At 76.7% G+C, this 25,670-nt stretch carries 29 protein-coding genes; 12 read left to right on the top strand and 17 right to left on the bottom strand.

The window, feature by feature from the left end; genetic code table 11:
• Positions 1-61 precede the first annotated feature (61 nt).
• The 3 genes from ABD994_RS00720 (at position 62) to ABD994_RS00710 (ending at position 1,745) form a co-directional block, all read left to right on the top strand.
• The gene (locus ABD994_RS00720; protein ID WP_345410423.1) at positions 62-1,186 is read left to right on the top strand and encodes a glycosyltransferase; all 1,125 of its coding nucleotides are present in this window, start codon (positions 62-64) and stop codon (positions 1,184-1,186) included.
• Between the two features lie 131 nt (positions 1,187-1,317).
• A complete protein-coding gene (locus ABD994_RS00715) occupies positions 1,318-1,443 on the top strand; it encodes a hypothetical protein (protein ID WP_345410287.1) in 126 nt (41 codons plus the stop codon).
• A 128-nt stretch (positions 1,444-1,571) separates the two neighbouring features.
• Positions 1,572-1,745: a hypothetical protein gene (locus tag ABD994_RS00710; protein ID WP_345410284.1), complete on the top strand. Its 174-nt coding sequence runs from the start codon at positions 1,572-1,574 to the stop codon at positions 1,743-1,745.
• A gap of 3 nt (positions 1,746-1,748) precedes the next feature.
• Here ABD994_RS00710 and ABD994_RS00705 read toward each other — a convergent pair whose 3' ends face one another.
• The 4 genes from ABD994_RS00705 to ABD994_RS00690 all read right to left on the bottom strand — a co-directional run bounded on the left by ABD994_RS00705 (position 1,749) and on the right by ABD994_RS00690 (position 5,297).
• Positions 1,749-2,345, bottom strand: a complete 597-nt coding sequence (locus ABD994_RS00705; RefSeq protein WP_345410282.1) for a histidine phosphatase family protein — start codon at positions 2,343-2,345, stop codon at positions 1,749-1,751.
• Positions 2,294-3,277 carry a lysylphosphatidylglycerol synthase transmembrane domain-containing protein gene (locus ABD994_RS00700; protein WP_345410280.1) on the bottom strand — a complete coding sequence of 328 codons (984 nt, stop codon included), beginning with the start codon at positions 3,275-3,277 and terminating at the stop codon, positions 2,294-2,296. The genes ABD994_RS00705 and ABD994_RS00700 overlap by 52 nt, the downstream gene beginning before the upstream one ends.
• A 161-nt stretch (positions 3,278-3,438) precedes the next feature.
• Positions 3,439-4,353 (bottom strand): class I SAM-dependent methyltransferase, encoded by a 915-nt coding sequence (locus ABD994_RS00695; protein ID WP_345410278.1) that lies wholly within the window; start codon positions 4,351-4,353, stop codon positions 3,439-3,441.
• Complete coding sequence (locus tag ABD994_RS00690; protein ID WP_345410276.1) at positions 4,284-5,297, bottom strand: glycosyltransferase family 4 protein; 1,014 nt, start codon at positions 5,295-5,297, stop codon at positions 4,284-4,286. Before ABD994_RS00690 ends, ABD994_RS00695 begins: the two co-directional genes overlap by 70 nt.
• A gap of 58 nt (positions 5,298-5,355) precedes the next feature.
• On the opposite strand from ABD994_RS00690, the gene ABD994_RS00685 reads away from it, so the two are divergent.
• Positions 5,356-5,895, top strand: a complete 540-nt coding sequence (locus ABD994_RS00685; RefSeq protein ID WP_345410274.1) for a DinB family protein — start codon at positions 5,356-5,358, stop codon at positions 5,893-5,895.
• On the opposite strand, the gene ABD994_RS00680 is transcribed toward ABD994_RS00685, so the two are convergent.
• Positions 5,885-6,433: a GNAT family N-acetyltransferase gene (locus ABD994_RS00680; RefSeq protein WP_345410272.1), complete on the bottom strand. Its 549-nt coding sequence runs from the start codon at positions 6,431-6,433 to the stop codon at positions 5,885-5,887. The two genes, ABD994_RS00685 and ABD994_RS00680, sit on opposite strands and share 11 nt — an antisense overlap.
• A gap of 71 nt (positions 6,434-6,504) precedes the next feature.
• Between ABD994_RS00680 and ABD994_RS00675 the strand changes: the two genes are divergently transcribed.
• Positions 6,505-7,692 carry an amidohydrolase family protein gene (locus ABD994_RS00675; RefSeq protein WP_345410270.1) on the top strand — a complete coding sequence of 396 codons (1,188 nt, stop codon included), beginning with the start codon at positions 6,505-6,507 and terminating at the stop codon, positions 7,690-7,692.
• A gap of 39 nt (positions 7,693-7,731) precedes the next feature.
• Here the strand turns inward: ABD994_RS00675 and ABD994_RS00670 are convergent, their stop codons facing one another.
• Positions 7,732-10,002 (bottom strand): transglycosylase domain-containing protein, encoded by a 2,271-nt coding sequence (locus ABD994_RS00670; protein ID WP_345410268.1) that lies wholly within the window; start codon positions 10,000-10,002, stop codon positions 7,732-7,734.
• A 94-nt stretch (positions 10,003-10,096) separates the two neighbouring features.
• Positions 10,097-11,458: a chloride channel protein gene (locus ABD994_RS00665; RefSeq protein WP_345410266.1), complete on the bottom strand. Its 1,362-nt coding sequence runs from the start codon at positions 11,456-11,458 to the stop codon at positions 10,097-10,099.
• 203 nt (positions 11,459-11,661) lie between these two features.
• Here ABD994_RS00665 and ABD994_RS00660 point away from each other — a divergent pair, with 203 nt between their 5' ends.
• A complete protein-coding gene (locus ABD994_RS00660) occupies positions 11,662-12,150 on the top strand; it encodes a L,D-transpeptidase (RefSeq protein WP_345410264.1) in 489 nt (162 codons plus the stop codon).
• A gap of 48 nt (positions 12,151-12,198) precedes the next feature.
• On the opposite strand, the gene ABD994_RS00655 is transcribed toward ABD994_RS00660, so the two are convergent.
• From ABD994_RS00655 to ABD994_RS00645, 3 genes are all read right to left on the bottom strand, one after another.
• Positions 12,199-12,600 (bottom strand): 6-pyruvoyl trahydropterin synthase family protein, encoded by a 402-nt coding sequence (locus ABD994_RS00655; RefSeq protein WP_345410262.1) that lies wholly within the window; start codon positions 12,598-12,600, stop codon positions 12,199-12,201.
• Between the two features lie 81 nt (positions 12,601-12,681).
• The gene (locus ABD994_RS00650) at positions 12,682-12,825 is read right to left on the bottom strand and encodes a hypothetical protein (protein WP_345410260.1); all 144 of its coding nucleotides are present in this window, start codon (positions 12,823-12,825) and stop codon (positions 12,682-12,684) included.
• Positions 12,822-13,814: a CPBP family glutamic-type intramembrane protease gene (locus ABD994_RS00645; RefSeq protein ID WP_345410258.1), complete on the bottom strand. Its 993-nt coding sequence runs from the start codon at positions 13,812-13,814 to the stop codon at positions 12,822-12,824. Before ABD994_RS00645 ends, ABD994_RS00650 begins: the two co-directional genes overlap by 4 nt.
• 222 nt (positions 13,815-14,036) lie before the next feature.
• Here ABD994_RS00645 and ABD994_RS00640 point away from each other — a divergent pair, with 222 nt between their 5' ends.
• Positions 14,037-15,764 (top strand): sensor histidine kinase, encoded by a 1,728-nt coding sequence (locus ABD994_RS00640; RefSeq protein WP_345410256.1) that lies wholly within the window; start codon positions 14,037-14,039, stop codon positions 15,762-15,764.
• On the top strand, positions 15,752-16,420 hold the full coding sequence (locus ABD994_RS00635; protein WP_345410254.1) for a response regulator transcription factor: 669 nt from the start codon (positions 15,752-15,754) through the stop codon (positions 16,418-16,420). Before ABD994_RS00640 ends, ABD994_RS00635 begins: the two co-directional genes overlap by 13 nt.
• A 22-nt stretch (positions 16,421-16,442) precedes the next feature.
• Here the strand turns inward: ABD994_RS00635 and ABD994_RS00630 are convergent, their stop codons facing one another.
• The gene (locus tag ABD994_RS00630; protein WP_345410252.1) at positions 16,443-17,006 is read right to left on the bottom strand and encodes a TetR/AcrR family transcriptional regulator; all 564 of its coding nucleotides are present in this window, start codon (positions 17,004-17,006) and stop codon (positions 16,443-16,445) included.
• Between the two features lie 91 nt (positions 17,007-17,097).
• Here ABD994_RS00630 and ABD994_RS00625 point away from each other — a divergent pair, with 91 nt between their 5' ends.
• Positions 17,098-17,976 carry an aldo/keto reductase gene (locus ABD994_RS00625; RefSeq protein ID WP_345410250.1) on the top strand — a complete coding sequence of 293 codons (879 nt, stop codon included), beginning with the start codon at positions 17,098-17,100 and terminating at the stop codon, positions 17,974-17,976.
• Here the strand turns inward: ABD994_RS00625 and ABD994_RS00620 are convergent.
• Together ABD994_RS00620 and ABD994_RS00615 are read right to left on the bottom strand one after the other, a co-directional pair.
• Complete coding sequence (locus ABD994_RS00620) at positions 17,973-18,203, bottom strand: FmdB family zinc ribbon protein (protein ID WP_345410248.1); 231 nt, start codon at positions 18,201-18,203, stop codon at positions 17,973-17,975. The two genes, ABD994_RS00625 and ABD994_RS00620, sit on opposite strands and share 4 nt — an antisense overlap.
• Before the next feature lie 85 nt (positions 18,204-18,288).
• The gene (locus ABD994_RS00615) at positions 18,289-19,251 is read right to left on the bottom strand and encodes a zinc-dependent alcohol dehydrogenase (RefSeq protein ID WP_345410420.1); all 963 of its coding nucleotides are present in this window, start codon (positions 19,249-19,251) and stop codon (positions 18,289-18,291) included.
• A 61-nt stretch (positions 19,252-19,312) separates the two neighbouring features.
• On the opposite strand from ABD994_RS00615, the gene ABD994_RS00610 reads away from it, so the two are divergent.
• Entirely contained in the window at positions 19,313-21,625 is a 2,313-nt protein-coding gene (locus ABD994_RS00610) for a CDP-alcohol phosphatidyltransferase family protein (RefSeq protein WP_345410246.1), read from the top strand.
• 8 nt (positions 21,626-21,633) lie between these two features.
• Here the strand turns inward: ABD994_RS00610 and ABD994_RS00605 are convergent, their stop codons facing one another.
• The 3 genes from ABD994_RS00605 to ABD994_RS00595 form a co-directional block, all read right to left on the bottom strand.
• Positions 21,634-21,906, bottom strand: coding sequence for a hypothetical protein (locus ABD994_RS00605; RefSeq protein ID WP_345410244.1), 273 nt, complete (start codon positions 21,904-21,906; stop codon positions 21,634-21,636).
• A gap of 33 nt (positions 21,907-21,939) precedes the next feature.
• On the bottom strand, positions 21,940-22,539 hold the full coding sequence (locus ABD994_RS00600; protein WP_345410242.1) for a Clp protease N-terminal domain-containing protein: 600 nt from the start codon (positions 22,537-22,539) through the stop codon (positions 21,940-21,942).
• 288 nt (positions 22,540-22,827) lie between these two features.
• Positions 22,828-23,439 carry a hypothetical protein gene (locus ABD994_RS00595; RefSeq protein ID WP_345410240.1) on the bottom strand — a complete coding sequence of 204 codons (612 nt, stop codon included), beginning with the start codon at positions 23,437-23,439 and terminating at the stop codon, positions 22,828-22,830.
• 164 nt (positions 23,440-23,603) lie between these two features.
• Here ABD994_RS00595 and ABD994_RS00590 point away from each other — a divergent pair, with 164 nt between their 5' ends.
• On the top strand, positions 23,604-23,981 hold the full coding sequence (locus ABD994_RS00590; RefSeq protein ID WP_345410238.1) for a hypothetical protein: 378 nt from the start codon (positions 23,604-23,606) through the stop codon (positions 23,979-23,981).
• Between the two features lies 1 nt (position 23,982).
• Here the strand turns inward: ABD994_RS00590 and ABD994_RS00585 are convergent, their stop codons facing one another.
• Positions 23,983-24,210 (bottom strand): hypothetical protein, encoded by a 228-nt coding sequence (locus ABD994_RS00585; protein WP_345410236.1) that lies wholly within the window; start codon positions 24,208-24,210, stop codon positions 23,983-23,985.
• A gap of 150 nt (positions 24,211-24,360) precedes the next feature.
• On the opposite strand from ABD994_RS00585, the gene ABD994_RS00580 reads away from it, so the two are divergent.
• A complete protein-coding gene (locus ABD994_RS00580; protein ID WP_345410234.1) occupies positions 24,361-25,626 on the top strand; it encodes a hypothetical protein in 1,266 nt (421 codons plus the stop codon).
• Positions 25,627-25,670: the final 44 nt, after the last annotated feature.

Below are 25,670 nucleotides of genomic sequence, written 5' to 3'. Positions count from 1 at the left end.
TCGAGCGGCCTCGTCCGTCGCTACGTTACGCAGGCAAGCGGGAGGACGAGGCGAGGTGTCGATGGAGATCGCGTGGCTGACCGACGCGCAGGCTCCCTACCGTGAACCGCTCTTCTGCGAGCTGGCGCGGCGCAGCGAGCTCACGGTCCGCTTCCTCTTCGCCGAGGAGCCCGAGCGGCACTTCCGCTACCGGCCCCACCCCGGCTACGCGTCGACCCTGGTGCCGTGCTGGCAGCTGCCTCGCCGCGGGCCGCTCGCCGCGCTGGACTCCTACCAGGCGATCCTGCGCCCCGGGGCCACGCGCCGGGTGCTCGACGCCGACGTCGTCGTCATCCCCACGTGGGCCCAGCTCGCGAGCGCGTGGTCGATGGTGCGCGCGGTGCGCCGCGGCGTGCCCTACGTCATCTTCTCCGAGAGCACGCTGACGAGCCGCCGCTTCGCCTCCGGCCCGGTCGACTGGGCCCGCCGCTGGCTGTTCACCCACGCCGGCGCCGTCGTCGTCCCGGGACCCGCGGCGCGGGACGCGGCCATCACCTCGGGCGTCGCCCCCGAGCGGATCGTCGAGTCGGTCAACAGCGTCGACCTCGACCTCTTCGGCGGGCGCACCCGCGAGCTGCGCGAGCACGCCCTCGGCGACGGCACCGGGCCGGACGCCCCCGGCCACCGCTACGTCTACGTCGGCCAGCTGATCCCGCGCAAGAACGTCGGCGCGCTGGTCGAGGCGTTCGCGCGGCTCGACGGCGCCCCCGAGCTCGACGTGGTCGGCGACGGCGTCGAGCTCGAGACCCTGCGCCGGCAGGCCCGCGACCTCGGCGTCGCCGACCGTGTCCGGTTCCGCGGGTTCCTCGACGAGGACGCCGTCGTCGAGGTGCTCGCCACCACCCAGACGCTCGTCCTGCCCTCACTGGAGGAGGTCTACGGCTTCACCCCGCTCGAGGCGCGGGTGGCCGGGCTCCAGGTGGTGGTCTCCGACCGCGCCGGGATCGCCGAGAACCTCCGCGACGTCGAGGGCGCGTTCATCGTGCCGCCGGACGTCGACGGCCTGACCCGCGGGCTCGAGGAGTCCCGGCGCGCCTGGACCGGCTGGGCGGCCGACGTCCCGACCGACGCGGCCTCCCCCGAGCGCTCCGCCGACGACGTCCTCACCGCCGCCAAGATCGCGTGGGGAGGCGCTGCGCGCAGGTGAGTGATCCGGGTCGTGGTGACGACCCGAACCACTCACCTGGCGCAGCCCCCACCGGCTAACGCGGCGGTCGCGACGGGCGACAGTGCGCGTAGGAGTGCTCGGACGTTCGGGACGTGCGGAGGTTGCCTGCGATGACCCTTCTCATGACGGCGGTGGCGGGAGCGACGGCGGGCGCGGCGGCGTGGCTGGCCGCGCCCTTCGTGAGCATGAAGACGCACGGGACCGTCGACGAGCGCCACTGGGGCGCCCGCGCCTGACCCCGCGTCACCTGATCGAGGGAATGCGCGACCTCTCGCGGTGATCCAGCTAACGCTCCGTCGTCGAGGGGCGAGAACCGATCATCAGCCGGCACGGAGGCCGGAGGCGCTGAACCGGGGGGTTCCTGATGGCCAAGCACGCAGTCCCGCCGGGTCCGACCGACGGGCCCGGGGCGACGCCGGCCGGCGGCGGGCTCATCCGCCCGGTCGCGCTCACCGCCGAGGCCTACCTCGGCCGTCTGCGCGCCGCCGCGACCACGGCCATCGCGACCACCACCGCCGGGCGCCACGCCCGCGCGTGAGGCTCACGCCGGCAGGATCGTCCCCGCGTGCAGGGGGCCCTCGTCGTTGACGGCGAGGAGCACCGGGACGGCGCCGCTGGTGTCGACCCGGCAGACCGCGGCGTCGACGAGGAACATCCGCCACGCGATCTCGATGCCCACGCCGAGCGCCCAGCTGATCGCCGCCTTGATCGGCGAGACGTGGCTGACGACCACCACCTCGCCGTGGGCGGCCTCCTCGGCCAGCTCCGCGCAGGCCCCCGCGACGCGGTCGCGCACCGCGGCGAGGGACTCCCCGCCGGCGGGCACGTGCTCCGGGTCGGCCTGCCAGGCCCGCCAGGCGTCGCCGTCGAGCGCCGTCATCGGCTGGCCGTCGAGCGCGCCGTAGTCCATCTCGGTCCACCGCGGGTCGATCTCCACCGGGTCGTCCGCGGTGAACGCCGCCGCCGTCTGCCGGGCGCGGACGAGCGGGCTGGTGATGAGCCGGGTGGGGCGCGGGAGACCGGCGGCGAGGGCCGCGGCCTGGCGGCGGCCGACCTCGGTGAGCGGCGCGTCGGACCGCCCGCACATCACCCCGCGGGCGTTGGCCTCACTCTGACCGTGGCGGACGAGGGTGAGCACGTACGCCACGGTAACGGCGGGAGACCAGGCATCCGGCGCGCATTCGGGCGACCGAGCGCGTCCACCAGCAGGACGACCGCCCCGGGCAGGCAGGAGATCAGCGCGAGGACGCCGTAGACGACGCTGGTCGCGAGCCCCTGACCGGGGTCGAGCCCGACGGCGGCGAACGCGACGGCCGCCGCGGCCTCCCGCGGGCCCCAGCCGCCGACGGTCAGCGGGATCGACATCGCCAGCAGCGACACCGTCACCAGCGGCAGCAGCCGGCCCAGGGGCGCGTCCACCCCGGCGACCCGGGCGGCGAGCACGAAGAGCGCCAGCAGCCCGCCGAGCGCGATCAGGGAGAACAGCAGGACGGCGGGGGCGGTGCGCAGCCGGCCGAGGCCCTCGCGGACGTCGCCGAGCGCGGCGAGCACGGCCTCCCGCACGCGGGCCGCCCGGCGGGCGGTGACCAGCCATGCGGCGGCGGCGAGCAGCAGCAGCGCCACCCCGCCCGCGACCCAGGCCAGGCCCGGGCCGACCAGCGAGTGCAGCAGCGCGGGCTGCGCGAGCAGCACCGCGACGCCGACCCCGACCACGACGACCTGCCCGGCCACCCGCTCGATGACGACGGCGCGGGCGCCGCGGGGGTCGCCGGGGCGGTGGTGGCGCACCGCGCGGTGCACGTCGCCGAGCACCCCCGCGGGCAGCAGGGAGTTGAGCAGCGTGGCCCGGTAGGCGTCGGCCGTGGCGTCGCGCAGCGGGAGGCGCAGCCCGACGCCGTGCGCGACGACGCACCAGCGCGCGGCGCCGGCGATCGTCGTGACCGCGCCGAGGGCGAGGGCGGCGGCGACGGTCAGCGGCGTGATGCCGGCGAGGGCGTCGACCACCCCGCCCGCGCCGAGACGCGCGACGAGCAGCGCCGGCACACCGAGGCCGACGGCGAGACGGACCACGGAGCCGAGTGTGGGGCGTCGGCGGGGAGCGGGGGTGTCGTTCGGGAGATTCTCGGGGCTGGTGCGGGGAGCGGGGGCAGGAGCGGCGGTCGTGGGGAGCGACACGGGGGAGATCCAGACGGTGGGGAGCGTGTGGGGTCTCTCGGGGAGCCAGGGCAGGGCTACGGGAGGGCGAGCAGGTCGAGGTGGCCGACGGTGACCCGCAGCCGGCCCTCCTCGGCGGCCTCGATCCGGCGGGCCAGGTAGGCGTCGGCGTGCCGCGCGAGGTCGGGGTCCTGCGCGGCGGCCGCGGCCACCCAGCCCTGGAGCCAGGCGACCACGAGGTCGACGTCGTCGAGCCCGAGGTGCCACGGGCTCGCGCGCGAGTGCACGTGGGCGCCGTGGCGGGCGAAGGCCTCCTCGGCGGCGATGCCGCCGAGCGGGCCGAGCAGCCGGCGCCCGTCGACGACCCGCTGCTGGTGCGCGTCGAAGGCCGCGGCGACGGGGACGTCGCGGGCCTCGGCGGGCTCGAGGCGGACCTGACCCACCACGGACAGCGTCAGCAGCGCGGCACAGCCGGCCCCGACGCACGCCCGGGCGAGCGCGTCGACCTCCTCGGCGGTGAGCAGGTCGAGCAGGGCGGACGCGGTGACGAGGTCGACCCCGCGGAGGTCGTCCGCGGTGAGCGTCGTGACGTCGACCGTCTGCACCTCGCCGGTGACGCGCGACCCGTCGCGGGCCGTGGTGGGCAGCCGGTCGAGCGCCTCGGCCAGCAGCACGGGGTCGCGGTCGGCGAGCACCCAGTGCTGCGGGCCCGGCAGGCGCGGCGCGAGCCAGCGGGCCATGGAGCCCGTGCCCGCGCCGAGGTCGAGGATGCGGCCGGGCGCGGGGTGCCCGGCGCGCAGGTCCTCGACGAGGTCGACCGCCCGCGCGTCGGCGTCGGCGGCCTCGCGCAGGGCGAGCCAGTCGGTCGCGGCGGGGGCGCCCGGGCGGGCGTGCTCCGGTGACCGGGGCCGGGGGGCCTCGCTCAGCTGCGGGTCGGGGTGGCGGACAGGTCCGCCAGCACCTGCTGCACCCGCCGCGACGTCTGCGTCCACGAGGCAAGCCTGCATCGTGAAGATCCCGCTGAGTGCTGTAGCCCGGCGCGGTGTGCCGGTTCGGCGAACCAGCGGTGCAGCGCTGCGACGAGCGCGGGAACGTTCTCAGCGGGCGTTAAGACTCCGGCCGTCCCGACCGTCTCGGGCAGCCCCCCGACGTCGCTCGCCAGCACCGGGGTGCCCCGCGCGAGCGCCTCGCTCACCACCATGCCGTACGTCTCGACCCGCGAGGGGACGACGAGGAGGTCGGCGTGTCGCCGGATCCCCTCCAGGTCAACGCCCGTGCGGGGCCCGTGGATACGGATGCGGTCGGTCAGGTCGTGGGCCGCGATCGCGGCCCGCAGGTCGTCGACGAACGCGGGCGCGCGGCCGGTGGGGCCGACGAGGTCGCAGGTCCAGGGGTGCCCGCGCAGCTGGGCGAGCGCGGCGACGAGCAGGTCCTGGCCCTTGGTGGGGCTCACGGCGCCGAGGCAGAGCAACCGGTGGGCGCCGTCCGTGCCGACCGCGGGCGGGGCCGGGTCGACGCCGGGCACGGCGACGGTGACGCCGGTGAGCCCGTGGCGCTCGCGCAGCCGGCGCGCCGCCCACGGGCTGGTGGCGAGCACGGCGCCGGCGGCGTGGAGCACCGCGCGCTCGGCCTCCTCGAGGTCGGGCTGCTCCTGCCCGAGCGGCAGGTGCACCAGCACGGCCACCGGTCGGCGCCGCGCGTGCGGGACCACGACGTCCGGGACCCCGCACGCGACCAGCCCGTCGAGCAGCACCGGGCCGTCACCGGCGCCGAGGACGTCGCCCAGCGCGCGGCGGGCGGCCGCGTCCGGACGCGGCCAGGAGCCGGGGACCTGCGCGTCGTGGACGGTCCACCCGTCCGCGCGCAGGCCCGCGATCACCCGCGCGTCGTAGACGTCCCCGCCACTGACCAGCGCCGGGTCCGCGACGGGACGCACGAGGTGCGCTACGCGCTCGTGAGCACTTCCGCGTGCCATAGCACTCCATACTGCTCACATGCGCGAAGCGCACCTGCCGCCGCTCGCCGAGGAGGACCACGTCTGCCCGTCGTGCGACGTCTCCTTCCTCGCCCTCACGGTCGACGACGCGCGCGGCCTCGCCGCCGCCGTGCCGGCCCGCACCCGGGAGGCGGTGCTCGCGATCGACCGGTCGCGCTGGCACGGGCGCCCGGATCCGGACGTCTGGTCGGTCGCGGAGTACGTCTGCCACCTGCGCGACCTCGCCGTCGCGTTCACGATCCGGCTGCACCGCACCCGCACCGAGGACCGGCCGGCGCTCGAGCCGGTCTACAACGACCTGCGCGCGCGGCGCTTCCGCTACGACCACCACGACGTCGAGGCCGTGCTCGACGAGCTCGACCTCGTGACGCCCGGCCTGCTCGACGAGGCCGCGCGCTACACGGAATCCGACTGGGACCGCGTCGCGACCCGGCTCCCGCACGAGCAGCGCACGGGCCGGTGGCTGCTGCGCCAGGCCGCGCACGAGGGCGTCCACCACGTCCGCGACATCGCGGCGGTCGGCGCCGTCAGGGGCTGACGCGCCCCGGGTCGACCTCGAAGTGCACGCTCGACCAGCGGTCGTCCGGGCGGGCGTCGAAGACCTCGACGACCTCGTCGACGCTGCGCCAGAAGGCCAGCGCGCCGGGCACCGAGGCGTTGGTGTGCAGGCACACCGGGTCGTACCCCTCGGCCAGGGCGTGGCGGATCGCGGCGAGGGCCAGCGTGCGGCCGACGCCGCCGCGGCGGTGGCCGGGGTCGACCCAGACACGGCACACCTGCCCGGTGGTGCCGGCGGCGTAGCGCGCCGCGAGCCAGCCCGGCACGTGCTCGGGCGCCGGTCCCCCGGGCCGCACGGAGGCGGTCCCGGCCAGCACACCCTCGGCGTCGACGGCCACGAGCAGGACGTGGCCGGGCCGGTCGAGGTAGGTGCCTGCGAGGTCGTCGACGTCGGCGTGCAGCGCCGGGTCGTACCCGCCGAGCTCGCGCTCGAGCATCCCGCGCATGTGCCGCTCGACCGCCGGCAGCTGGTCGGGCCGGACGACGTCCACGGTGCACGAAGCAGCGGCAACGGCCATGCCCGGATCGTTGCACATTGCTGGCAGCAGCGACCATGATCAGTCGCCCGGACGAGGTAGCGTCGCCGACCGTGAGGCCGCGGCTGCTCGTGGCGGCGCGGGTCGTCCCGGCGCCGGGCGAGCCGGCGATCGCGCCGGGCGCCGTGCTCGTCGACGGACCGACGATCGCCGCGGTCGGGCCGCCCGACGCGCTCGCCGCGGCGCGGCCCGACGCCGAGCGCGTCGACCTGGCCGGCGCGACGCTCGTGCCCGGGCTGGTGAACGTCCACGTCCACCTGGCGTTCGAACCCGAGCGCGACCCGGTCACCCCGCCGCCCGAGCGCCCCACCCCCGACCTCGCGGCCGCCGTCGCCCGCAACGCGCTGCGCCTGCTCGACGAGGGCGTGACGACGGCCCGCGACCTGGGCGACCGCGACGGCGTCGTCGCCGCGTGGCGGGCGTCGGGCGCGCCGGGGCCGCGGGTCCTGACGTCCCGCACCCCGCTGACCAGCCCGGGCGGGCACTGCTGGTTCCTCGGCGGGGAGGTCCGCGGCGACGTCCGTGACGCCGTGCGCCACCGGGCCGACCAGGGCGCAGACTGGATCAAGGTGATGGCCGGCGGCGGGATGCTCACGCCGTCCTCGCCGCGGCCGTGGGAGAGCCAGTTCGACGACGCCGCCCTGGCCGCGCTCCTGGCCGCCGCGCGCGAGGTGGGGCTGCCCGTCGCCGCGCACGCCCACGGCACGGCGACGATGGCCGCCTGCGCGCGGGCGGGCGTCGACACCATCGAGCACGGCGGGTGGCTCGCCGGCCCGGGCCCCTCCCCCGGGGCGGCGCCGGCCACCGACCCGCGGCCCGAGGTGGCCGACGCGATCGCCGCGTCCGGGGCCGTGCTGGTGCCGACGCGCGCCCGCGGCTGGCGGACCTGGCCGCCGGAGGCCGACCGCGACGGCCTGCTGGCGCGGCTGGCCTGGAACGCGTCGCGGGGCATCCGCATGGTCGTCGGCACCGACGCGGGCGCCGGGCCCGGCGTGTTCGACGACGTCGTCGACACCCTCACCCTCTACCGCGCGGCCGGTTTCCCCGACGCGGCGGTGCTGGCCATGGCCACCACCGAGGCGGCCGCGGTGCTGGGTCTCGCGGACCGGATCGGGCGCCTCGCCCCGGGCTACGCCGCCGACGTCCTCGCCGTCGACGGGGACCCGACCCGCGACGTGGAGGCCCTCCGGCGGCTGCGCCTGGTCGTCGCGGCCGGGCGCGCCCACCTGCCTCGTGCGTGATCTTCCGGGCTATCACTCCGAAGATCACGCACGTAGGCGCTAGCTCGGGGGGCCCGGGGGCGGGAGGAGGCGGCCGCTCGAGGTGGTGACCGTGACCGTCTGGCCCTCCACGCCGCCGCCGAGCGGGTTCTCCCCCACGACCGTGCCGGCCGGGGCCCGGCTGTCGACGGAGTTCGTGGCCACCACGAACCCGGCCTGCTGCAGCGCCTGGGTCGCCTGCCCGGCCGGGTCGCCGATCACCGCCGGGATGTCGGTGAGCCGCCCGCCGGTGACGAACCGCGGATCGGGCGCCGGCAGGGGCTGCACCGGGCTGGACCCGAGGATCGCGGTCATCGCCCGGTAGTAGGTCTGGGCCGGGGTGGTGCCACCGAAGAGGTTGCCGGTCGAGCACGACGTCGGCGGCGTGCCGGTGCAGATCGGGCGCGGGGACGACGAGTCGTCGAACGTGATCGCGGCCGCCGACACCGCCGGTGTGGCCGCGACGAACGCGCCCGACTCGGAGGTCTGCGTCGTGCCGGTCTTGGCCGCGGTCGGGCGGTTCCAGCCGGCCGCGGCGGCCGCGTTGGCCGAGGTCCCGCCGGGCTGGTCGTCCTTGGACAGCCCGGTCATCTCCGTGTCGGCGAGCGGGCCGGGCACGGCCTGCTCGCACGCCGCGTTGTTGACCGTCACCGGCGCCCCGGACGCGTCGGTCACCGACGTGACCGGGTTCGGCGGGCACCACACGCCGTGGCTCGCGAGCGTCGCGCCGACGTTGGCCAGCTCGAGCGAGCTCGTCGGCGCCACCCCGAGCGTGAACGACGCCTGGTTCTGCGCCCGGACGGTGTCGGCGATCGAGGGCTGGCCCGGGCCCGGTGACTCGGCCAGCGACCGCATGCCCAGCCGGACGGCCATGTCGACCACGGGGGCGATGCCGGTGGTCTCCTCGAGCTTGACGAAGGCGGTGTTCGGCGACTGCGCGAGCGCGTCCTGCAGCGTCATCTGCGGCGGGTAGTCGCCGTCGTTGGACACGACGAACCCCGGCGTCAGCGGGGAGGCGTAGCCGTTGGCGGGCACCGGGATGACGTTGTCGATCCCGCCGCCCTGCGCGAGGTAGGCCGACGACGTGAAGATCTTGTAGACCGACCCCGCGCCGAGGTTCTCCGGCGTGCCCGGCAGGTCGTAGGTGGTCTGGAGCTGCGAGGAGTCGAGGCCGTAGCCGCGGTTGGCGACCATGGCCGTCACCGCGTGGCCGGTCGCGCCCGGCGTCACGATCGACAGGACGTTGGCGACGTGCGGCTGGGTCGGCGGCACCTCGGCGTCGACCGCGGCCTTCGCCTGGTCCATCGCGGCGCGGTTCAGCGTGGTGCGGACGGTGTAGCCGCCGCGGCGCAGCTCGTCGGTGGGGAGGCCGGCGCGGTCGAGGTAGTCGAGCACGTAGGAGCAGAAGAACCCGGCGTCGCCGGCGCCGATGCAGCCCTCGGTGAGGCCGTGCAGCGCCGGGTCGACGCCGAGCGGCGACGCGGACGCCGCGGCCGCCTGCTGCGGCGTGATGTCGCCCTGCTGGGCCATCTGGTCGATCACGACGTTGCGGCGGCCGACCGCGGCGGCGGGGTGGCGCACCGGGTCGAACACCGCGGGGCTCTGCACCATCCCGGCGAGCATCGCGGCCTGGGGCACGGTGAGGCGGTCGGCGGTGGTGCCGAAGTACGTGCGCGCGGCGGCCTGGACGCCGAAGGCCTGGTTGCCGAACGAGACGACGTTGAGGTAGCGGGTGAGGATCTCGTCCTTGGAGACGCTGTGGTCGAGCTGCTCGGCGACCTCGGCCTCGCGGAACTTCCGGCCGAGGTTCGGCGCGGTGGCGCGCAGCTGCTCGGCGGGGGTCTGTGCCGCCACGTACTCGTCGTAGTTCTTGACGTACTGCTCGGTCAGCGTCGACGCGCCCTGGGTGGAGCCGCCACTGGAGTTGTTCACCAGCGCCCGCAGCACGCCGCGGGCGTCGAGCCCGGACTCGACGAAGAAGCGGCGGTCCTCGATCGCGACGATCGCGGCCTTCATGGCCAGCGAGATCTGGTTCGACGCGACGACCTGGCGGTTCTGGTCGTAGAGGTACGCGATCGGCGCACCGGCGTCGTCGGTGATCGTCGTGACCGAGGGCATGTCGCCGGTGAGCACGCCCGGCTGCGTCGCCTCCACCCCGCCGACGGCCTGCGCCGCGAGCTGCCCGACGCCCCCGACCACCGGGTACAGCAGGCCGGCGAGCAGCACGCCGCCGATCACCCCGATCGCCAGCAGCCGGGCGCCGAGCGTCATCGATCTCCCCACGACGCCCATGGTGCGCCGCCCCGGTTGAGCGGTCCGTGAGGGGATCGTCACGCCCCGTGCACAAATGGGACGGCGAGGGAGGAGCGCGGACGGATCGGGCCGATCACGGCCCGGACGGGGGCAGGCGGCCCGAGTAGATGGAGTACCCGTCGACGACCCGGGCCGTGACGGTGGCGAGGACGGTGGCCACCGCCATGGGCACCATGAGGCCGAAGCCGGCGTGCGTCAGCTCGAGGAGGAGCGCGAGGGCGGCCAGCGGTGCCTGCATCGCCGCGCCGACGAACGCCGCGGCGCCGATCACGGCGAAGGTGACGACACCGGTGCCCGGCCAGGCGAGCGACCACAGCCCGCCGAGGCCCGCGCCGAGCGCGGCCCCGGTGCTCAGCGTCGGGGTGAACAGCCCGCCGGCGATGCCGCTGCCGAGGCACAGGCTCGTGAGCAACGGCTTGAGCGCGCCCAGCACGAGGAGCAGGACGATGCTGCCCCGGGCGTCGAAGGCGAGGTCCGCGAGGATCTTCCCGTTGCCGAAGAGCTCCGGCAGCGGGATGCCGACCAGCCCGACGACGAGCATCGCGACCAGCGGGGCCGGCAGCGACCACCAGCCGGTCGGCCGGTGGTGGGAGACCCGGGCGATCAGGCGCACGAACCCGACGGCGAGCAGCCCCAGCGGCACCGCCACGGCCAGCGCCCAGACCGTCGCCGACGTCGTCGGCGGGAGGTCGGGCAGGCCGGGATAAGTCGCCTCGCGCGGGAGCGCGACCCACGCGGTCGCGGTGGCGATCGCGCAGGAGGCGAGCGCGGGCAGCACGACCGGGAGCGCGATGCCCCCGCAGAGCACCTCCGCGGTGAACACCGCACCGCCGAGCGGCACGTCGTACACCGCCGCGAAGCCCGCCCCGGCCCCGCACGCCACCAGCAGCCGCCGCTGGGCGGTCGACATCCCGGCCCACCGGCCGAGCACGCTGCCCAGGAGGCCCCCGATCAACCGGGGCGCCGCCTCGCGGCCGACCGACGCGCCGGCCCCCACCGCGATCTCCGAGAACACGGCGGTGCCCGCGGCGCGCGGGGCCGACAGCGTCCCGTCGCCGTGCCAGACCGCGTCGTCGACGTCGGCACGCCCGCGGGTCCACCGCCGGACGAGGAAGAAGCCGACGGCGACCACGACGCCGCCGCCGGCCGTCGCGAGGACCCGCCGCAGGGGCGAGGCGTGCTGCGCACCCTCGGCGAAGCTGCCCGACGCGTACCCGAACGCCACGTGCTCGGTGAGGTGGAGCAGCCCGATGAGCAGGGCGCCCGCCAGCCCCGCCCCGACGCCGACGAGCGCCACCAGCAGCCAGAAGCGCAGCGTCAGCCGCGCCTCCTCCGCGACCGGGGCGTTGGGCTGCTCGGTCGCACCGCGCCCGGACGGCACCCGCCGGCGCAGCAGGGGCGGGGGCACGCGGACCCGCCCGCTCGTCGACGCCACCGCTCCCGCCCGCCAAATGTCCCGACACTTGTTCGCGGAATCAGCCTGCTCCTCGTCCGGCCGTGCGGGAGCCTCGTGTGACCGGCGGCACGCCCTGCGGACCGACCCCATCGAGCGACGTCCCGCGACGCATCCGCCGGGCCGTCGCGGGCCACCCATGAAGCGACGCCGCACCGACGCCGTACCGACGACGAGGAGTCCCCATGGCCCGGCACCGCCGGCCCGGCCGCGCTCGCCCCCGAGCCCGCGCGGCCTCCGTGCTCGCCCCGGCCGGAGCCGTCGCGCTCGCCGCCCTGGGCGCCGCGCCGGTCGCGGCCGCGGCACCCGCCACGGCCTCGCCGTCCTGCACGGACACCGCCGATGTCTGCGTCGACCTCTCCGAGCACCGGGCCTGGCTCGTGCAGGACGGGCGGGCGACGAGCGCGCCGATGCCGATCACGTCGGGCATCCCGGAGGACCCCACCCCCACCGGCACGACGACGGTGCAGCGCAAGGAGCGCCACCACGTCAGCAAGGAGAGCGGGCGGGACACCCCGATGCCGTACTCGATCTTCTTCGACGACGAGGGCCGCGCCTTCCACACCGGGAGCACGACGCGGCCGTCGCACGGGTGCATCCACCTCGACCCGGCCGACGCCCGGGCCGTGTTCGGCACGCTCGAGCCCGGCGACGAGGTGCAGATCCGGCGGTGATGGCTCCGCCACGTGAGTGGTTCGGGTCGTCGTGACGACCCGAACCACTCACGAGAGCGTCAGCTCGTAGCTCGCCGAGGCCACGTGCGACTCGTGCAGGGTCACGGTGATCCCGGCGAGGTCGCCCGCGTGCGGCCCGAGCCGGCCGTCGCGGGCCCGCTCGGCCAGGCGCCGGGCGACGACCTGCGCCAGGAACTCGGTCGTCGTGTTCAGCCCGGTGAACTCCGGGTGCTCGTCGAGGTTGGTGTAGGTCAGGTCGGCGAGGGCGTCGTGCAGCTGCTCGGTGGCGAGGCCGATGTCGACGACGATGCCGTCGGCGTCGAGCTCGGCCCGGCGGAACGCGGCGTCGACGACGAACGTCGCCCCGTGCAGCGCCTGCGCCGGGCCGAACACCTCCCCGCGGAAGCTGTGGGCGATCATGATGTGGTCGCGGACGGTGACGGCGAACATGCGCCGCAATGTGCCCTACGGGCTCGTGAGCAGAAAGCGGTGCCCCCGCACGCGGTGGTGCTCACCTGCGCGCAGCGCACCTCAGACCAGGGCCGCCACGAGGGCCACGGCCAGCCCCAGGGCGAGGACGAGCAGGAAGAGCCCGAGGTCCGACACGAGATCGAGCCGGACGCGACGCCGGCTGCTCCGCCACGACGTGTCCCGCTCGGGCGTCACGGCCGTCACGCCGAGGACCCCGTGCTGGTCCCCTCGTGCCGGCCGGCGTGGCGGCCACGCCCGGCCGCCGCCGTCACCGGGTCCAGGTCGCGGGCCTCCTCCGGGGTGTCGCGGTAGGCCGCGTAGCCCAGCTTCCCGCGGGTGGCGAGGAGCAGCACGATCATCACGATCACGGCCCAGATCAGCAGGCCGAGGCCGTCGGCCAGCGCCGTCGCCTCGGGCGAGATGACGCCCTGGTCACCGAGGCGCTGCATGTAGGTCTGGGTGCCGTCGACCGAGCCGTGCAGCAGGATCACCAGCAGCAGGCTGGCGCCGGTGTGGTTGGACAGCCACGTGAACAGGAACGTCATCGACGTCGTCAGCACCGTGAAGATCACGAGCGCCTGGACGCCCGCGCCGACGTCGCCGGCGGAGAACCACGTCGGGACGTACAGGAAGAAGTGCCACGCGCTCCAGAGCAGGCCGAGGTAGAGCGACCCCCGGGCCGGGCCGAAGCGGTACTGCATGCGCGGCAGGGCGAAGCCACGCCAGCCCGACTCCTCGAACAGCGGGCCGAAGAAGAAGTGCGCGAAGTACGCGGCCGGGTAGAGCACCAGCGCCGACGGCGTCAGCGCGAGCAGGGTGTCGGAGGCGCCGAGCAGCGTGGCGACCACCATCCCGCCGACGGGCAGCAGCAGGATCGCGACGGCCCACCACTGGATGCCGACGCGCCAGGTCAGCAGCCGCTCGCGGTAGCGGCGCAGACCCTCGCGGCCCTCCGTCGCCCAGATCATGAAGATCGCGGTGCCGGTGACGCCGATCGCGATGCCGGGCAGGATCGCCGGGTTCGGCGCGAACGTGTCGGGGTCGAACACCGACGCGCCGGTGAGGACCACCGGGAGCCAGCAGAGCCAGGTGACGGCGTAGGCCAGGACGAAGAACGACGTGATCGGCCGGCGGCGCACGAGGGCGAGCGCCGGTGATCCGTCGCGGGTCGGTGACGAGGGGGTCACGGACATGGGTGGGCTCCCGAGAGCGCGGTGACGGGATGTGACACGAGGTGGACGCGGCGTCGCCTGCTCCGGGGAAACCGGAGATCCGGACGTCCGTGATCGTCACGGTATGCAGCGAAGAGGCTGATCGTTAGAGACCTAGGTCCCCTGTCAGGGGTGGTCAGGTCGCCTATCGTGACGCCACGTGACCGCTGCACCACCGATCACCGCCGATGCGACGGTGACCTCGTGATCACGCCGGGTGCCGGGCTGTCCTCGACCGCGCGCCCCCTGCGCGTCGCGGTGGTGCAGATCGCCGTCCTGGCCGCGCTGCTCGGGCTCGTGGAGCTGGTGCTCTTCGTCGGCACGCCCGAGGGCCCGTACTGGATCGTCGCGACGATCACGGTGACCGGCTGGATCTACTTCGCGGCCGGGGCCTACGCCTGGGTCCGACGTCCCGGCAACCGGATGGGGCCGCTGCTCTGCGCGGGCGGCATCGTCTGGCTGGTCGCGGCGCTGGTCAACACGACCTACCCGCCGCTGGTCGCCGCCGGGATGATCACCGCGACGCTCGGCATCGCGGTCGTGCTGCACATCCTGCTCGCGTTCCCGTCCGGCCGCCTGCGCACGCGGGCCGCGCGGGCCCTGACGGTGCTCGGCTACGTCACCACGATCGTCGGCAACTCGCCGGTCTACCTGCTCGACGACCAGACGGTCGCCGGGACCAACCCCCTGCAGATCGGCGACGACCCCACGCTCTACGAGCTCGGACGCACGCTCAACGGCGTCGCGCTCGCCGTCGCGGTCCTCGGGACGAGTGCCCTGCTGGTGCGCCGCCTGCGCCGGTCGCGCCCCGAGGCGCGACGCATCCTGACCCCGCTCTACCTCTACGGCATCGCCGCCGCCGTCGTCGTGTCGTTCGCCGGGCAGCTGGCACGGTTCGCGGACCTCGGCGTCTACGAGATCTTCCTCGTCCAGATCACCCTGCTCGCCGGGGTGCCGCTGGCCTTCGCGGCGGGCGTGCTGCGCGGCGGTTTCGCGCGCACCGGCGAGATCGAGGAGCTCGGCGCCTGGCTCGGCGCGGGCGAGCGGGCCCGCGGCGACCTGGGGCCGGCGCTCGCCCGCACGGTCGGCGACCCGTCCCTGACGCTGGTGTTCCGCACCGACGACGGCTGGGTGGACGGCGACGGCCGGCCCGCGCCCCCGACGGAGGACCGCGCGCTGCAGGTGGTGCGCGTCGGCGACCGGGCCGTCGGCGCGATCGTCTACGACCCGACGCTGGTCGGCGAGCCCGAGGTCGTGCGCGACGCCGGGAACGTCGTCGCCCTCGCCGTCGACCGCGAGCGGCTGACCGCGGCCCTGCTCGCCGGGCAGGAGCAGCTGCGGATCTCGCGCGCCCGGCTCGTGGAGAACGGCGACCGCGAGCGTCGCCGGCTCGCCCAGGACCTGCACGACCGCCTCCAGGGCCGGCTGGTGCTGCTCGCGCTGCGGTTCGGCCAGCTGCCCGGCGGCGGCGACGTCGCGGCGCTGCGCGCCGACCTCGACGAGGTGCTCACCGAGCTGCGCCGCGTCGTGCAGGGCGTGATGCCCTCGCTGCTCGTCGAGCGGGGGCTCGTGGCCGCGGTCGAGGACATGGCGGAGCGGGCGCCGCTGCCGACCGTCGTCGACGTCGGGGTGGACGAGGACGGGCGGCGCCTGCCCGAGGCCGTCGAGGGCACCGCGTTCCACGTCGTCGCGGAGGCGCTGACCAACGCCGTCAAGCACGCGGACGCGAGCGCGCTGCGGATCGGGCTGCACCGCGCCGACGGCGTGCTGCACCTCGTGGTGTGCGACGACGGCGTCGGCGGCGCCGTGGCGGCGGGGGTCGGGCTGCGCGGCATCGCCGACCGCGTCCACGCCCTCGGCGGATCCCTGACGATCGCGAGCCGCGCCGGCGAGGGCACCCGGATCGAGGTGAGCATCCCGTGCGGATCGTGATCGGCGAGGACGAGGCGCTGCTGCGCGAGGGCCTCACGGTGCTGCTCACCGGCGCCGGCATGACGGTCGTCGGGACCGCGGGTGACGCCGGGTCGCTCGTCGAGCGCGCCCGCGAGCACCGGCCCGACCTCGTGCTCACCGACATCCGCATGCCGCCGTCGCACACCGACGACGGGCTGCGCGCGGCCCTGCGGATCCGCGAGGAGCAGCCGGGCGTCGCCGTGCTCGTGCTCTCCCAGCACGTGCAGCGGCGCTACGCGGTCGAGCTGCTCGGCGACCACCCCAGCGGTGTGGGCTACCTGCTCAAGCAGCGCGTCGGCGACGTCGCGAGCTTCGAGCACGCGCTGCGTCGCGTCGCCGCGGGCGGCACGGCGCTCGACCCGGAGGTGGTGGCGCTGATGCTGCAGGCCGCGCCGCGGGGCTCGGGCGACCTCGCGCGGCTGAGCCCGCGCCGGCGCGAGGTGCTCGCGCTCATCGCCGAGGGCCGCACCAACGCCGCCATCGCCCGCCGGCTGTCGATCTCGGAGAAGGCCGTCACCGCGCACGTGTCGGGCATCTACGAGTCGCTCGGCCTCGCCCCCGGCGAGGACGACCACCGCCGGGTCCTCGCCGTCGTGCGCTACCTGGGTGGCCTGCGGCCAGGTGAGCAGAGATGAGTGCTGGAGCACTGCGTTCTGCTCACGTGCGCGGAGCGCACCCCGCCGCGACGAGGTCGAGCAGGCGGGCGAGGCGGGCCCGGTCGGGGGCGTCGCCGGTCGCGAGGAGCACGCCGACCAGCGCGGTGACGACGTCGTCGGCCTCGAGGTCCGCGCGCAGGGACCCGTCGCGCGCCCCGGCTACGAGCAGCGTCGCGACGGCGCCGTCGATGGCCGCGCGCGTCTGCGGCGACGCCACCGTCCCGTCGGCCACCATCGCGCGGAACGTGTCGGCCATGCCCCGCTTGGTGGTGACGAACTCGGCGTAGCGGTCCATCCACGCCCGCAGGGCCGCAGCGGGCGCGTGCTCGGCGAGCAGCTCCCCGGCGCTCGCGGTCACCGTCGCGAGCTCGGTCCGGTAGACGGCCTCGACCAGCGCCTCGCGGGTCGGGAAGTGCCGGTAGAGCGTGCCGATCCCGACGCCGGCGTCGCGGGCGATCTTCTCGAGCGTGGGGTCGGCGCCGGCCGCGAAGCCGGCCGCGGCGGCGCGCAGCAGGGCGTCGCGGTTGCGGCGGGCGTCGGCGCGCAGGCGCGGCTCGTCGGCCATCGAAACGGAGGCACCTCCGATTCCGTGCTAGCGTCGACCCGAGAGCGGAGGGACCTCCGCTTGACGTCCAGCCTGCCTCCGGGAGGTCGTCGTGACCACCACCCCCACCCGCCCCCGCCCCGGCGGGCCCGCCACCCTCGCCGGCCGGACGGTCGCGCGCGTCGGGTACGGCGCGATGCAGCTGCGCACGGGTCCGGACGACGACGCGGTCGCGGTCCTGCGCCGCGCCGTCGAGCTGGGCGTCGACCACGTCGACACCGCCGCGTTCTACGGCGACGGCACGGTCAACCGCCGCCTGCGCGCCGCGCTCGCCCCCTACCCCGAGCACCTCGTGGTCGTCACCAAGGTCGGGGCGACGGCGAACCCCGGCGGCGAGGTCGAGCTGCGCCTGGCCCAGCGCCCGGAGGAGCTGCGCGCCGAGGTCGAGGCCAACCTGCGCACGCTCGGGGTCGACCGCCTCGACGTCGTCAACCTGCGGCGGGCCGACGCGCGGCCGGGCCTGGTCGCCGAGGGCGACCAGGTGGTGGACATGGACGACCAGCTGGCGACGCTCGTCGCCCTGCGCGACGCCGGCGCGATCGGGGCGATCGGCCTGTCGACGGTCTCGGCCGACCAGCTGCGGCGCGCGCTGTCGACCGGGATCGTGTGCGTGCAGAACGCGTACTCGCTGGTCGACCGCTCGGGCGAGGACGTGCGGGCCCGGTGCCGCGCGGAGGGCGTCGCGTGGGTGCCCTACTTCCCGCTCGGCTCCGGCTTCCCCGGCACGCGGCAGGTCGCCGGGGAGCCCGCCGTGGTCGACGTCGCGCGCCGGCTCGGGGCGACCCCGGCGCAGGTCGGGCTCGCGTGGCTGCTGGGCCGCGACGCCCTGCTCATCCCGGGCACGCGCAGCGTCGCCCACCTCGAGGAGAACGTCGCCGCCGGCGCGGTCGCACTCGACGACGACGCGCTCGCCGCGCTGGAGCGGATCTAGCCGCAGCAGCCCCCGCCGCAGCAGCCGCCGCCGCCCGCGGGGGCCATCGCCGGCGGCCCGGCCGGCTGCGCGGTGCGTGCCCGGCCGCCGAGCCCGACCGTCGTCAGCAGCTTGACCGTGTCGTGGTGGCCGGCGGGGCAGTCGGCGGGGTCGCTCGCGGCGCTCATCGGCCGGTCGACCTCGAACGTCGACGCGCAGGTCCGGCAGCGGAACTCGTAGCGCGGCATGGGTCCCACCCTACGAACGGGGAGTTCGGACGCCTAGAAGCAGCGAGGATCCAGCTCAGCACGCCGATAGGCCGTTCGCTGCGGGTCAGGGGGTGTAGTCCACGCGCACCCCGAGGCCGGGGCGCTCGCCGGCGGCGAGGGCGGGCATCACCTCCGGGAGCTCCCCGAACGCGCAGGAGTCGGTGACCAGCGCGTCGAAGCGGGGGTCGGCGAGCAGGCGCAGGGCCAGGCGCAGGCGGTCGGTGGTGCTCCAGCGCGGACGGCGGGCGGGGGCGACGCGGCCGACCTGGGTGGCACGCAGGGTCAGGCGCCGCGAGTGGAACGCCTCGCCGAGCGGCACGCGGGGCGCGCGGTCGCCGAACCACGACATCTCGACCACCTCGCCCTCGTCGCCCACGAGCTCCAGCGACCGTGCGAGCCCGGCCTCGGTGGCGCTCGCGTGCAGCACGAGGTCGCACTCCCCCGCCGCGGCGTCGGGCGTCGCGAAGCCGACGCCGAGCGCGTCGGCCACCGCGGCGCGGGACTGGTCGACGTCGACGAGCTCGACGCGCGCGCCCGGCAGCCCCGCGAGCACCGCGGCCACCGACGCCCCGACCATCCCGGCCCCGACCACCGCGATCCGGTCGCCGACCCGCGGCGCCGCGTCCCACAGGGCGTTGACCGCCGTCTCGACGGTGCCGGCCAGCACCGCCCGCGCCGGGGGCACGTCGGCCGGCACCTCCACGACCCAGCTCGACGGCACCACGAACCGGTCCTGGTGCGGGTGCAGGCAGAACACGGTCCGCCCGGCGCCCGGCCCGGCCTCGACCTCCCCCACCGCGAGGTAGCCGTAGACGACCGGACCCGGGAAGTCGCCGGCCTGGAACGGCGCGCGCATCAGCCCGTACTGGCTCGGCGGCACCTCCCCGCGGAACACCAGCGTCTCGGTCCCGCGGCTCACCAGGGAGTGCCGCGTGCGCACCACGACGTCGTCGGGACCCGGCTCCGGGAGCGCGACGTCGGCGATCGCTGCCCGTCCGGGTGATTCGACCCGGAACGCCTGCGCCATCTGCGTCATGCACCCACCCTGCTCGTCCTGTGCCGATCGGTGGGCGGCCATGCTGGCACGTGTGAGGCGCCCGACCCCGATCCTGACCGCCGAGCTCGCGGGCGGCGCGATCGCGAGCGCGGGCCTGCTCGGCGTGCTCGCGCAGGGCTTCGGGCTGGGCCCGTTCGGCCTGGTGGTGGGCGCCGCGGCGGCCGCGGCGCTCGTCGCGGTGCTGATCGGGTCCGGGGTCGAGGCGCTCGGGCCCGCGGGGCGGGTGACGCTGCTGCGCGCGGTGCTCGTGGTCGGGGTGACGGCGCTGGTGGCCGACCCCGTCTCGACCCCGGCGCTGGTGGCGCTCGCCGCGGTCGCGCTGGCCCTCGACGGCGTCGACGGGGCGGTCGCGCGGCGCCGCGACGTCGCCTCGGCGTTCGGGGCACGCTTCGACATGGAGCTCGACGCGTTCCTGCTGCTGGTGCTGTCGTGGCACGTCGCGGGCCTGCTCGGGGGCTGGGTGCTGCTCATCGGGCTGGCGCGCTACCTGTTCGTCGCCGCCGGGGTCGTGCTGCCGTGGCTGCGGGGCGAGCTGACGCCGCTGTTCTCGGGCAAGGTCGTCGCCGCCGCGCAGGGCGTGGTGCTCGTGGTGGCGGCGTCGCAGCTGCTGCCGGTGGTGGTCGCGACCCTGCTCGTGGCGGCGGCGCTGGCGAGCCTGGCGTGGTCGTTCGGGCGCGACGTCGTGCGGCTCTGGCGCGCGGCCGACACCCACCCGGTGCGGGTGCGGCGGGGGCTCGCCGGGGTCGTCACCCTGCTCGCCGGGGTGCTCGTGCTGGTGGCGTTCGTGACGCCGGGCGACGTCGCGGCGCTGGTGCCGCAGGCCGCGGTGCGCCTCCCGTTCGAGGTGCTCGTCGCGCTGGTCCTCGCCGTCGTGCTGCCCGCGGGGGCGCGCCGCGTGCTGGCCTGGCTCGCCGGGCTGGTGCTCGGGCTGATGCTGGTGCTGACGCTGTTCGACCTCGGCTTCTCGGTCGCGATCGCCCGCCCGTTCGACCCCGCCCGCGACGCCGTGCTGCTCGGCAACGGCTACGACTTCGTCGCCGAGACCTCCGGGCCGGTGGTGGGGGTCGTCGTGGCGGTGCTGGTCGCGCTGCTGGGGGTCGGCCTGCTCGTGGGGACCGGCGGGGCGGTCGCCCGCCTCGCGCGCATCGCCGCCGCCCACCGCTCGGGGGCGCTGCGCCTGGCCGGCGTGCTCGCCGTCGCGTGGTTCGTCGCGTGGACGCTGTCGGTGCAGCTCGTGCCCGGGCTCCCGGTCGCGTCGCGGGACACCTCGATCCGCGCCGTGGACCGCGCGGTCGCCATCGGCGACGGCGTGCGCGACCAGCAGGCGTTCGAGCGCGAGGCCGGGGTCGACGCCTACCGCGACGTGCCGCCCGACCAGCTGCTCACCGCGCTGCGCGGGCGCGACGTGGTCGTCGCCGTGGTGGAGAGCTACGGCGTCTCCGCGCTCGACGACCCGGGCCTGTCCGGGCCGGTCCGCGAGGCCCTCGCCCAGGGCCAGCAGCGGCTCGGGGGGCTCGGCTACGGCGCGCGCACCGGCCTGCTGACCTCCCCGGTCGCCGGCGGCGGCAGCTGGCTCGCCCACGCCACGCTGCTGTCGGGGCTGTGGATCGACGGCGAGCAGCGGCACACCGACCTGGTGTCGTCGAACCGCCTGACGCTCACCCGCGCGTTCCAGGAGGGCGGCTGGCGCACCGTCACCGTGCAGCCCGGCACCACCGGGCCGTGGCCGGAGGCGGCGTTCTTCGGGCTCGACCGGGCCTACACCCACGACGACCTGGGCTACCGGGGCCCGCGGTTCAGCTGGTCGCCGATGCCCGACCAGTACGCCCTGTCGGCCTTCGACGCCCGCGAGCGCGGTCCCGGGGCGCCGCCGACGATGGCCGAGCTCGTGCTCACCTCGAGCCACGGGCCGTGGTCGCCGCTGCCCCGCACCGTGCCGTGGGACGCCGTCGGCGACGGCAGCGTGTTCGGCCCCGAGCAGCCGCAGCGCTCGTTCCAGTCGATCTTCACGACGCCGACGCCCGAGGTCCGCGCCGACTACCGCGACTCGATCGCCTACTCGCTGCAGACGCTCTACGACTGGGTCGGCCGCACCACCGCCGCGCACCCCGAGCGCGCGCCGGTGCTCGTGGTGTTCGGCGACCACCAGGCCTCGCCCGTCGTCACCGGCCCGACGCCGGACCGGGACATCCCGATCTCGGTGATCAGCCGCGACCCGGCCGTCCTCGACCGCATCGCGTCCTGGGGCTGGACGCCGGGGCTCGTGCCGGCGCCGGACGCGCCGGTGTGGCCCATGAGCGACTTCCGCGACCGGTTCCTCGACGCCTACGGGCCCCGGCCGTAGCGACCGCCCTAGCCGACCGGGTCGGCGGAGAATCCGCCCGGCGTGTAGGTGATCACGATGCCCTCGTCGACCTTCGAGAGCAGGCCGGCGACGGCGTCGCGGCAGGTCGAGGCCACGTCGACGTCGTCGAGGCGCCCGGTGACGTCGATGTTGTCGTGCCGGTGGGTCTCCACGGTGACCATGTAGCCGCCGTCGGCGTGCGGGAGGGTCTTGATCGCCACGACCTCGGAGACGCGGTACCAGTCGCCGTCACCGGCACGGATCCAGCTGGGCTTCGCCATGGTCGGGATTCTGTCCGCCGCGACGGCCCCGCGTCACGCCCCGGTGATCGTCGCCCCGGCCCGGCGCCACGCCGCCGAGAGCAGCCCGCTCGGGTTGCGCGGCATCGGGCGGGGCGCGGCGGCCGGGCTCCCGGCGAGGGCGGCGCCCGCGTCGGCGAGGGCGGCGGGATCGACCGCGAGCGCCGCGAGCATCTCCGCCGCCTGCCCCCACGGGCCGGCGAGCAGGGCCCGGAGCAGGCCCGCGGTGGTCACCGCGCCACCGGTCGTCGCGGCCGCCAGGACCTCGGCGACGGCCTCGCCCGCGACCGGGCCGCCGCCCGGTCCCCCGGTCCGGCCCACGGGCTCCGACACCGAGTGCGCCGCCACCAGGGCCATCGCCGCGCCGGCCGTGTCCGCCGTGACGCCGGCGGCCGCGAGCAGCCCGGCCTCGGCGCCCCCGGCCCGCACCAGCCCGAGCAGCAGGTGCCCGGTGCCGAACGTGCCGTGGCCGCGCTCGTCGGCCTCGCGCCAGGCCAGCGCGACGACCCGCTCGGCCCCGTCGTCCACGGTGGGCCGCGGCCGGCGGTACGGGGTCGGCAGCGGGACCCGCGCGGCGGGCGGGGCGCCGACGAGCGCATCGTGGATGGGAGTCATCGTCCCCATGGACCGGGATCTCTAGTGCCCGCGGGCCCGCGGGGCGAGCAGGGCCGACGCCGAGCGTGCCCGTCCGGGGTGGGAGCGGCACCCGTCGTCGTCGTTCGTGGTCCCGTCCGGGGCCCGCCCACGGGCGCCGTGACGGGGGTGGGGGACCCCGCTCGACGCGTCGTGACCGCGGCGGCGTTCCCGGCCCGGCCCGCCGCCCACCCGGCGGATTCGGCCCCGACACGCCGCGCCGGCGGCACCCCGCTTCGCTGGGCGGACAGCGACCCCGCACCGGGAGGCTCAGGCGTCGGCGCCCTCGTGGACGGCGTGGTCGTAGTAGCCGACGACACCACGGGCGCCGTGCACGGCGAACCCGGCGGCCGGGTCCGCCGGCTCCCCCGCCTCGGCCACTCCGGTGAGGACCCCGCGCAGGTGCTGGTCGACGAGGGCGTCGAACGCCCGCCACCGGGCGACGGCGGCGTCGAGGTCCGCCGGCTCGGCGTCGGCGGCGAGGTCGCGCTCCGCGGCCTCGACGGCAGCGGCGAGCCCGCGGGTGTCGACGCCCAGAGGGGCGTCGAGCACGAGGCGAGCGGCCCACAGCACGTCGTCGACGTGGTAGCCGAGCCAGCGCCGGCGCCGGTGGATCGCCCCGAGCTCGGGCCACCGCTTGCGCGCCGCCTGCCGCGACCGTCCCGTGACGCCGCCGAGGTCGGCCAGGCTCGCGCCGAGCCACACCGCCGCCGCGGCCCGGCGGGTCGTCGCCGCGGCGGCCGCCGCCCGCACCTCGGCCTCCACCGCCAGCGCCGCCCCGAGGCCCGCCAGGGCCCGGTGCCGGGCGGCGCGCTCCCCGGCGCGGTCGTCCGGCTTCGGCCCCGGGTCGGGCACGTCGACCCGCGCCGCCTCCTCGGCCACGGCATCCTCTACTGACAACTCCAGGTTCACAGTCGCAAGCCTCGCACGCGTGTCAACCACGAGTTGACACAACACCGCACCGTGACCCTGATGGCGGCTGCTGCGCCGAGCGGGTGAGCGCTACGGTCGGCGGCCTCACGCTGAGCGATGGCTGGGGGGCCACCATGACGAGCACCATCACGGGGATCGCGGCGCTGCCGTCTCTGCGCGGCATGACTCCCGCCGAGGCCCGGGCCGCCCAGGTGCTGGGGATGGCGTGGGACCCGGCCGAGATGGTGGAGCTCGCGATCGAGTGGGTCGGCGACGGGCAGGACGCGACGACGCTGGTCGACCTCGCCGGCCGCGGCTGGGACGACCCGGCGCTGCCCGCACTGTGGGACCGCGCGCTCGACGAGCTCACCGAGCCCGTCCCGGCGCGGCGGACCGCCCAGCGCCGGTGCGCCGCCTACCTCGCCCGCCGCACCGGCGACCTCGCCGCCCGCATCCCCGCCCAGCGCGTCCCGGCGCGGGGCTGCCCCCACTGCGCGTCGGTCGGGGCCTGAGCTACTGGCCGACGAACCCCGTCCGCGGCCCGTCGTCGTGCACGCGGGTGAGTACGACGGCATCGGTGCGCACGGTGGTGCCGTCGCCGAGGTCGAGCGTCGGGTGCGACTCGCGGGCCTCGAGGTGCGCGGTGATCCGCTCGCGCAGGGAGGCCGCCGTCTCGTCGTCGAGGCCGGTGACGGTGTGCTCGTGGCCGCTGCGCAGGGCCACGTACAGGCTGGAGCTCATGGCACCAGCGTGATCCCCGCGCCGGGCCCGCGGGGCCGTGTTCGCCCAGGGCAGGACGGCCGCCCCCGCCACCGGAGAGCACGGAGGAACCCGGGACCGATCGTCCCGAGTAGTGGTCCGTTCGGCTCAGTGACCCACTAGGGTGAGCCCGTGGCGAGCGGGGGCTGGACGCAGGCGCGCCGGCCCCGCCGGTGGCCGCGCGTCGCCGTGGCGGCGCTCGCGGTGCTCGCCGTCGTCCTCATCGCGGTGCTGGTCGCCGCCCTGCGCTCGCCGACGTTCACGGCCACCGCCACGGCCGTCGCGAGCCCCGCCGAGGTCGCCGGCACCGCCGTGGGCCTCGCGGCCACCGTCCCGGTGCGGGCCGCCGCGGCGCGGGCCGCCGGCCTGCCCGACGACGCCGCCGGCGACGTCGACGTCACGGCCTCCGGCGCCGGCCTCGTCACCGTGGTGGCCCGCCGCGGGACCGCCGGCGAGGCGGGTGCCCTGGCCGGGGCGACGACCACCGCGCTCGCCGACGCGCTCGACCGCCTCGACGCGCAGCGGCTCGCCGCGGACCTCGCTCCGGTCGGGGCCGAGCTCGCAGCGCTCACCACCACCCTGCGCGCCACCCCGCTCGGCGACCCGGCCCGCGGGCCGCTCGAGCAGCGCTACGCCGCGCTGTCCACGGCGCTCGCCCAGCGCACCGCGGCCCCGGCGCCCCGGCTGCTGCCCGACGGCGACCCGGTCGTCGCCGCCGGACGCTCGCCGGTGGCCGAGGTGCTGCCGGCCGTCGTCGCGCTCGCGGTGCTGCCCGGCGTGGCGGCCGGGGCCGCCGGGGTCGCCGGCGGCCTGCGCGGCGAGCGGGCCGCCCGTGCCCGCCGCGACCGCACCCTGGCGCTCGCCCGCGTCGACGGGCCGCACGCCGTGCTCCACCCCGGTGACGACGTCCCGGCCGTGCTCACCCGCCTCTACGCCGACGTCGTGCGCGGACGCGGCCCGGTGCTGGTGTTCCAGCTCGCCGACCCCCGGGCCCGCGACCTGGGCCGCGACGTCGTCGAGGCCGCCCGTATCACCGGCGACCACCTGCCGCTGCGCGACCTCACGCCCGACCGTCGCAACGACCGCCCGCCCGTGCCCGACGACCTCGGCGAGCCGGCGGTGTGGGCGCTGCGCCGGCCGCGGGCCGACGCCGAGGCGCTCGACCGGGTCCGCCACGCCGGGGTCCGCGCCGCCCTCGTCGCCGTCGACACCCGCCGTGCCCTGCCCGCACGCCTCGCCGACACCGTCTCGGCGCTCGAGGGCGCCGCCGTCGCGGTCCGGGGTGTCGTCGTCTGGCGCGGGCGCTTCCCGCGGGCGCAGACTCCTCCCCCCGCCGGTGGCGATCTCGCCGTGGCCGCCGCCGGTGACGCTCCCCCGCACGCCGCCCGCACCCCCTGACCCCGCCCGCCCCGCACCCCCCGACCGTCACCCCCACCAGGGAG

The sequence above is a fragment of the Actinomycetospora chlora genome, from assembly GCF_039542135.1.
Classification (GTDB): domain Bacteria; phylum Actinomycetota; class Actinomycetes; order Mycobacteriales; family Pseudonocardiaceae; genus Actinomycetospora; species Actinomycetospora chlora.
This window is presented reverse-complemented; position numbering and strand designations above follow the sequence as displayed.

Bases quoted from the DNA above. Each gene is read 5' to 3' on its own strand.
- ABD994_RS00720 (WP_345410423.1), top strand. From the start codon at position 62: ATGGAGATCGCGTGGCTGACCGACGCGCAGGCTCCCTACCGTGAACCG.
- ABD994_RS00715 (WP_345410287.1), top strand. From the start codon at position 1,318: ATGACCCTTCTCATGACGGCGGTGGCGGGAGCGACGGCGGGCGCGGCG.
- ABD994_RS00710 (WP_345410284.1), top strand. From the start codon at position 1,572: ATGGCCAAGCACGCAGTCCCGCCGGGTCCGACCGACGGGCCCGGGGCG.
- ABD994_RS00685 (WP_345410274.1), top strand. From the start codon at position 5,356: ATGCGCGAAGCGCACCTGCCGCCGCTCGCCGAGGAGGACCACGTCTGC.
- ABD994_RS00680 (WP_345410272.1), bottom strand. From the start codon at position 6,433: ATGGCCGTTGCCGCTGCTTCGTGCACCGTGGACGTCGTCCGGCCCGAC.
- ABD994_RS00670 (WP_345410268.1), bottom strand. From the start codon at position 10,002: ATGGGCGTCGTGGGGAGATCGATGACGCTCGGCGCCCGGCTGCTGGCG.
- ABD994_RS00660 (WP_345410264.1), top strand. From the start codon at position 11,662: ATGGCCCGGCACCGCCGGCCCGGCCGCGCTCGCCCCCGAGCCCGCGCG.
- ABD994_RS00655 (WP_345410262.1), bottom strand. From the start codon at position 12,600: ATGTTCGCCGTCACCGTCCGCGACCACATCATGATCGCCCACAGCTTC.
- ABD994_RS00645 (WP_345410258.1), bottom strand. From the start codon at position 13,814: ATGTCCGTGACCCCCTCGTCACCGACCCGCGACGGATCACCGGCGCTC.
- ABD994_RS00630 (WP_345410252.1), bottom strand. From the start codon at position 17,006: ATGGCCGACGAGCCGCGCCTGCGCGCCGACGCCCGCCGCAACCGCGAC.
- ABD994_RS00620 (WP_345410248.1), bottom strand. From the start codon at position 18,203: ATGCCGCGCTACGAGTTCCGCTGCCGGACCTGCGCGTCGACGTTCGAG.
- ABD994_RS00615 (WP_345410420.1), bottom strand. From the start codon at position 19,251: ATGGCGCAGGCGTTCCGGGTCGAATCACCCGGACGGGCAGCGATCGCC.
- ABD994_RS00605 (WP_345410244.1), bottom strand. From the start codon at position 21,906: ATGGCGAAGCCCAGCTGGATCCGTGCCGGTGACGGCGACTGGTACCGC.
- ABD994_RS00600 (WP_345410242.1), bottom strand. From the start codon at position 22,539: ATGACTCCCATCCACGATGCGCTCGTCGGCGCCCCGCCCGCCGCGCGG.
- ABD994_RS00590 (WP_345410238.1), top strand. From the start codon at position 23,604: ATGACGAGCACCATCACGGGGATCGCGGCGCTGCCGTCTCTGCGCGGC.
- ABD994_RS00585 (WP_345410236.1), bottom strand. From the start codon at position 24,210: ATGAGCTCCAGCCTGTACGTGGCCCTGCGCAGCGGCCACGAGCACACC.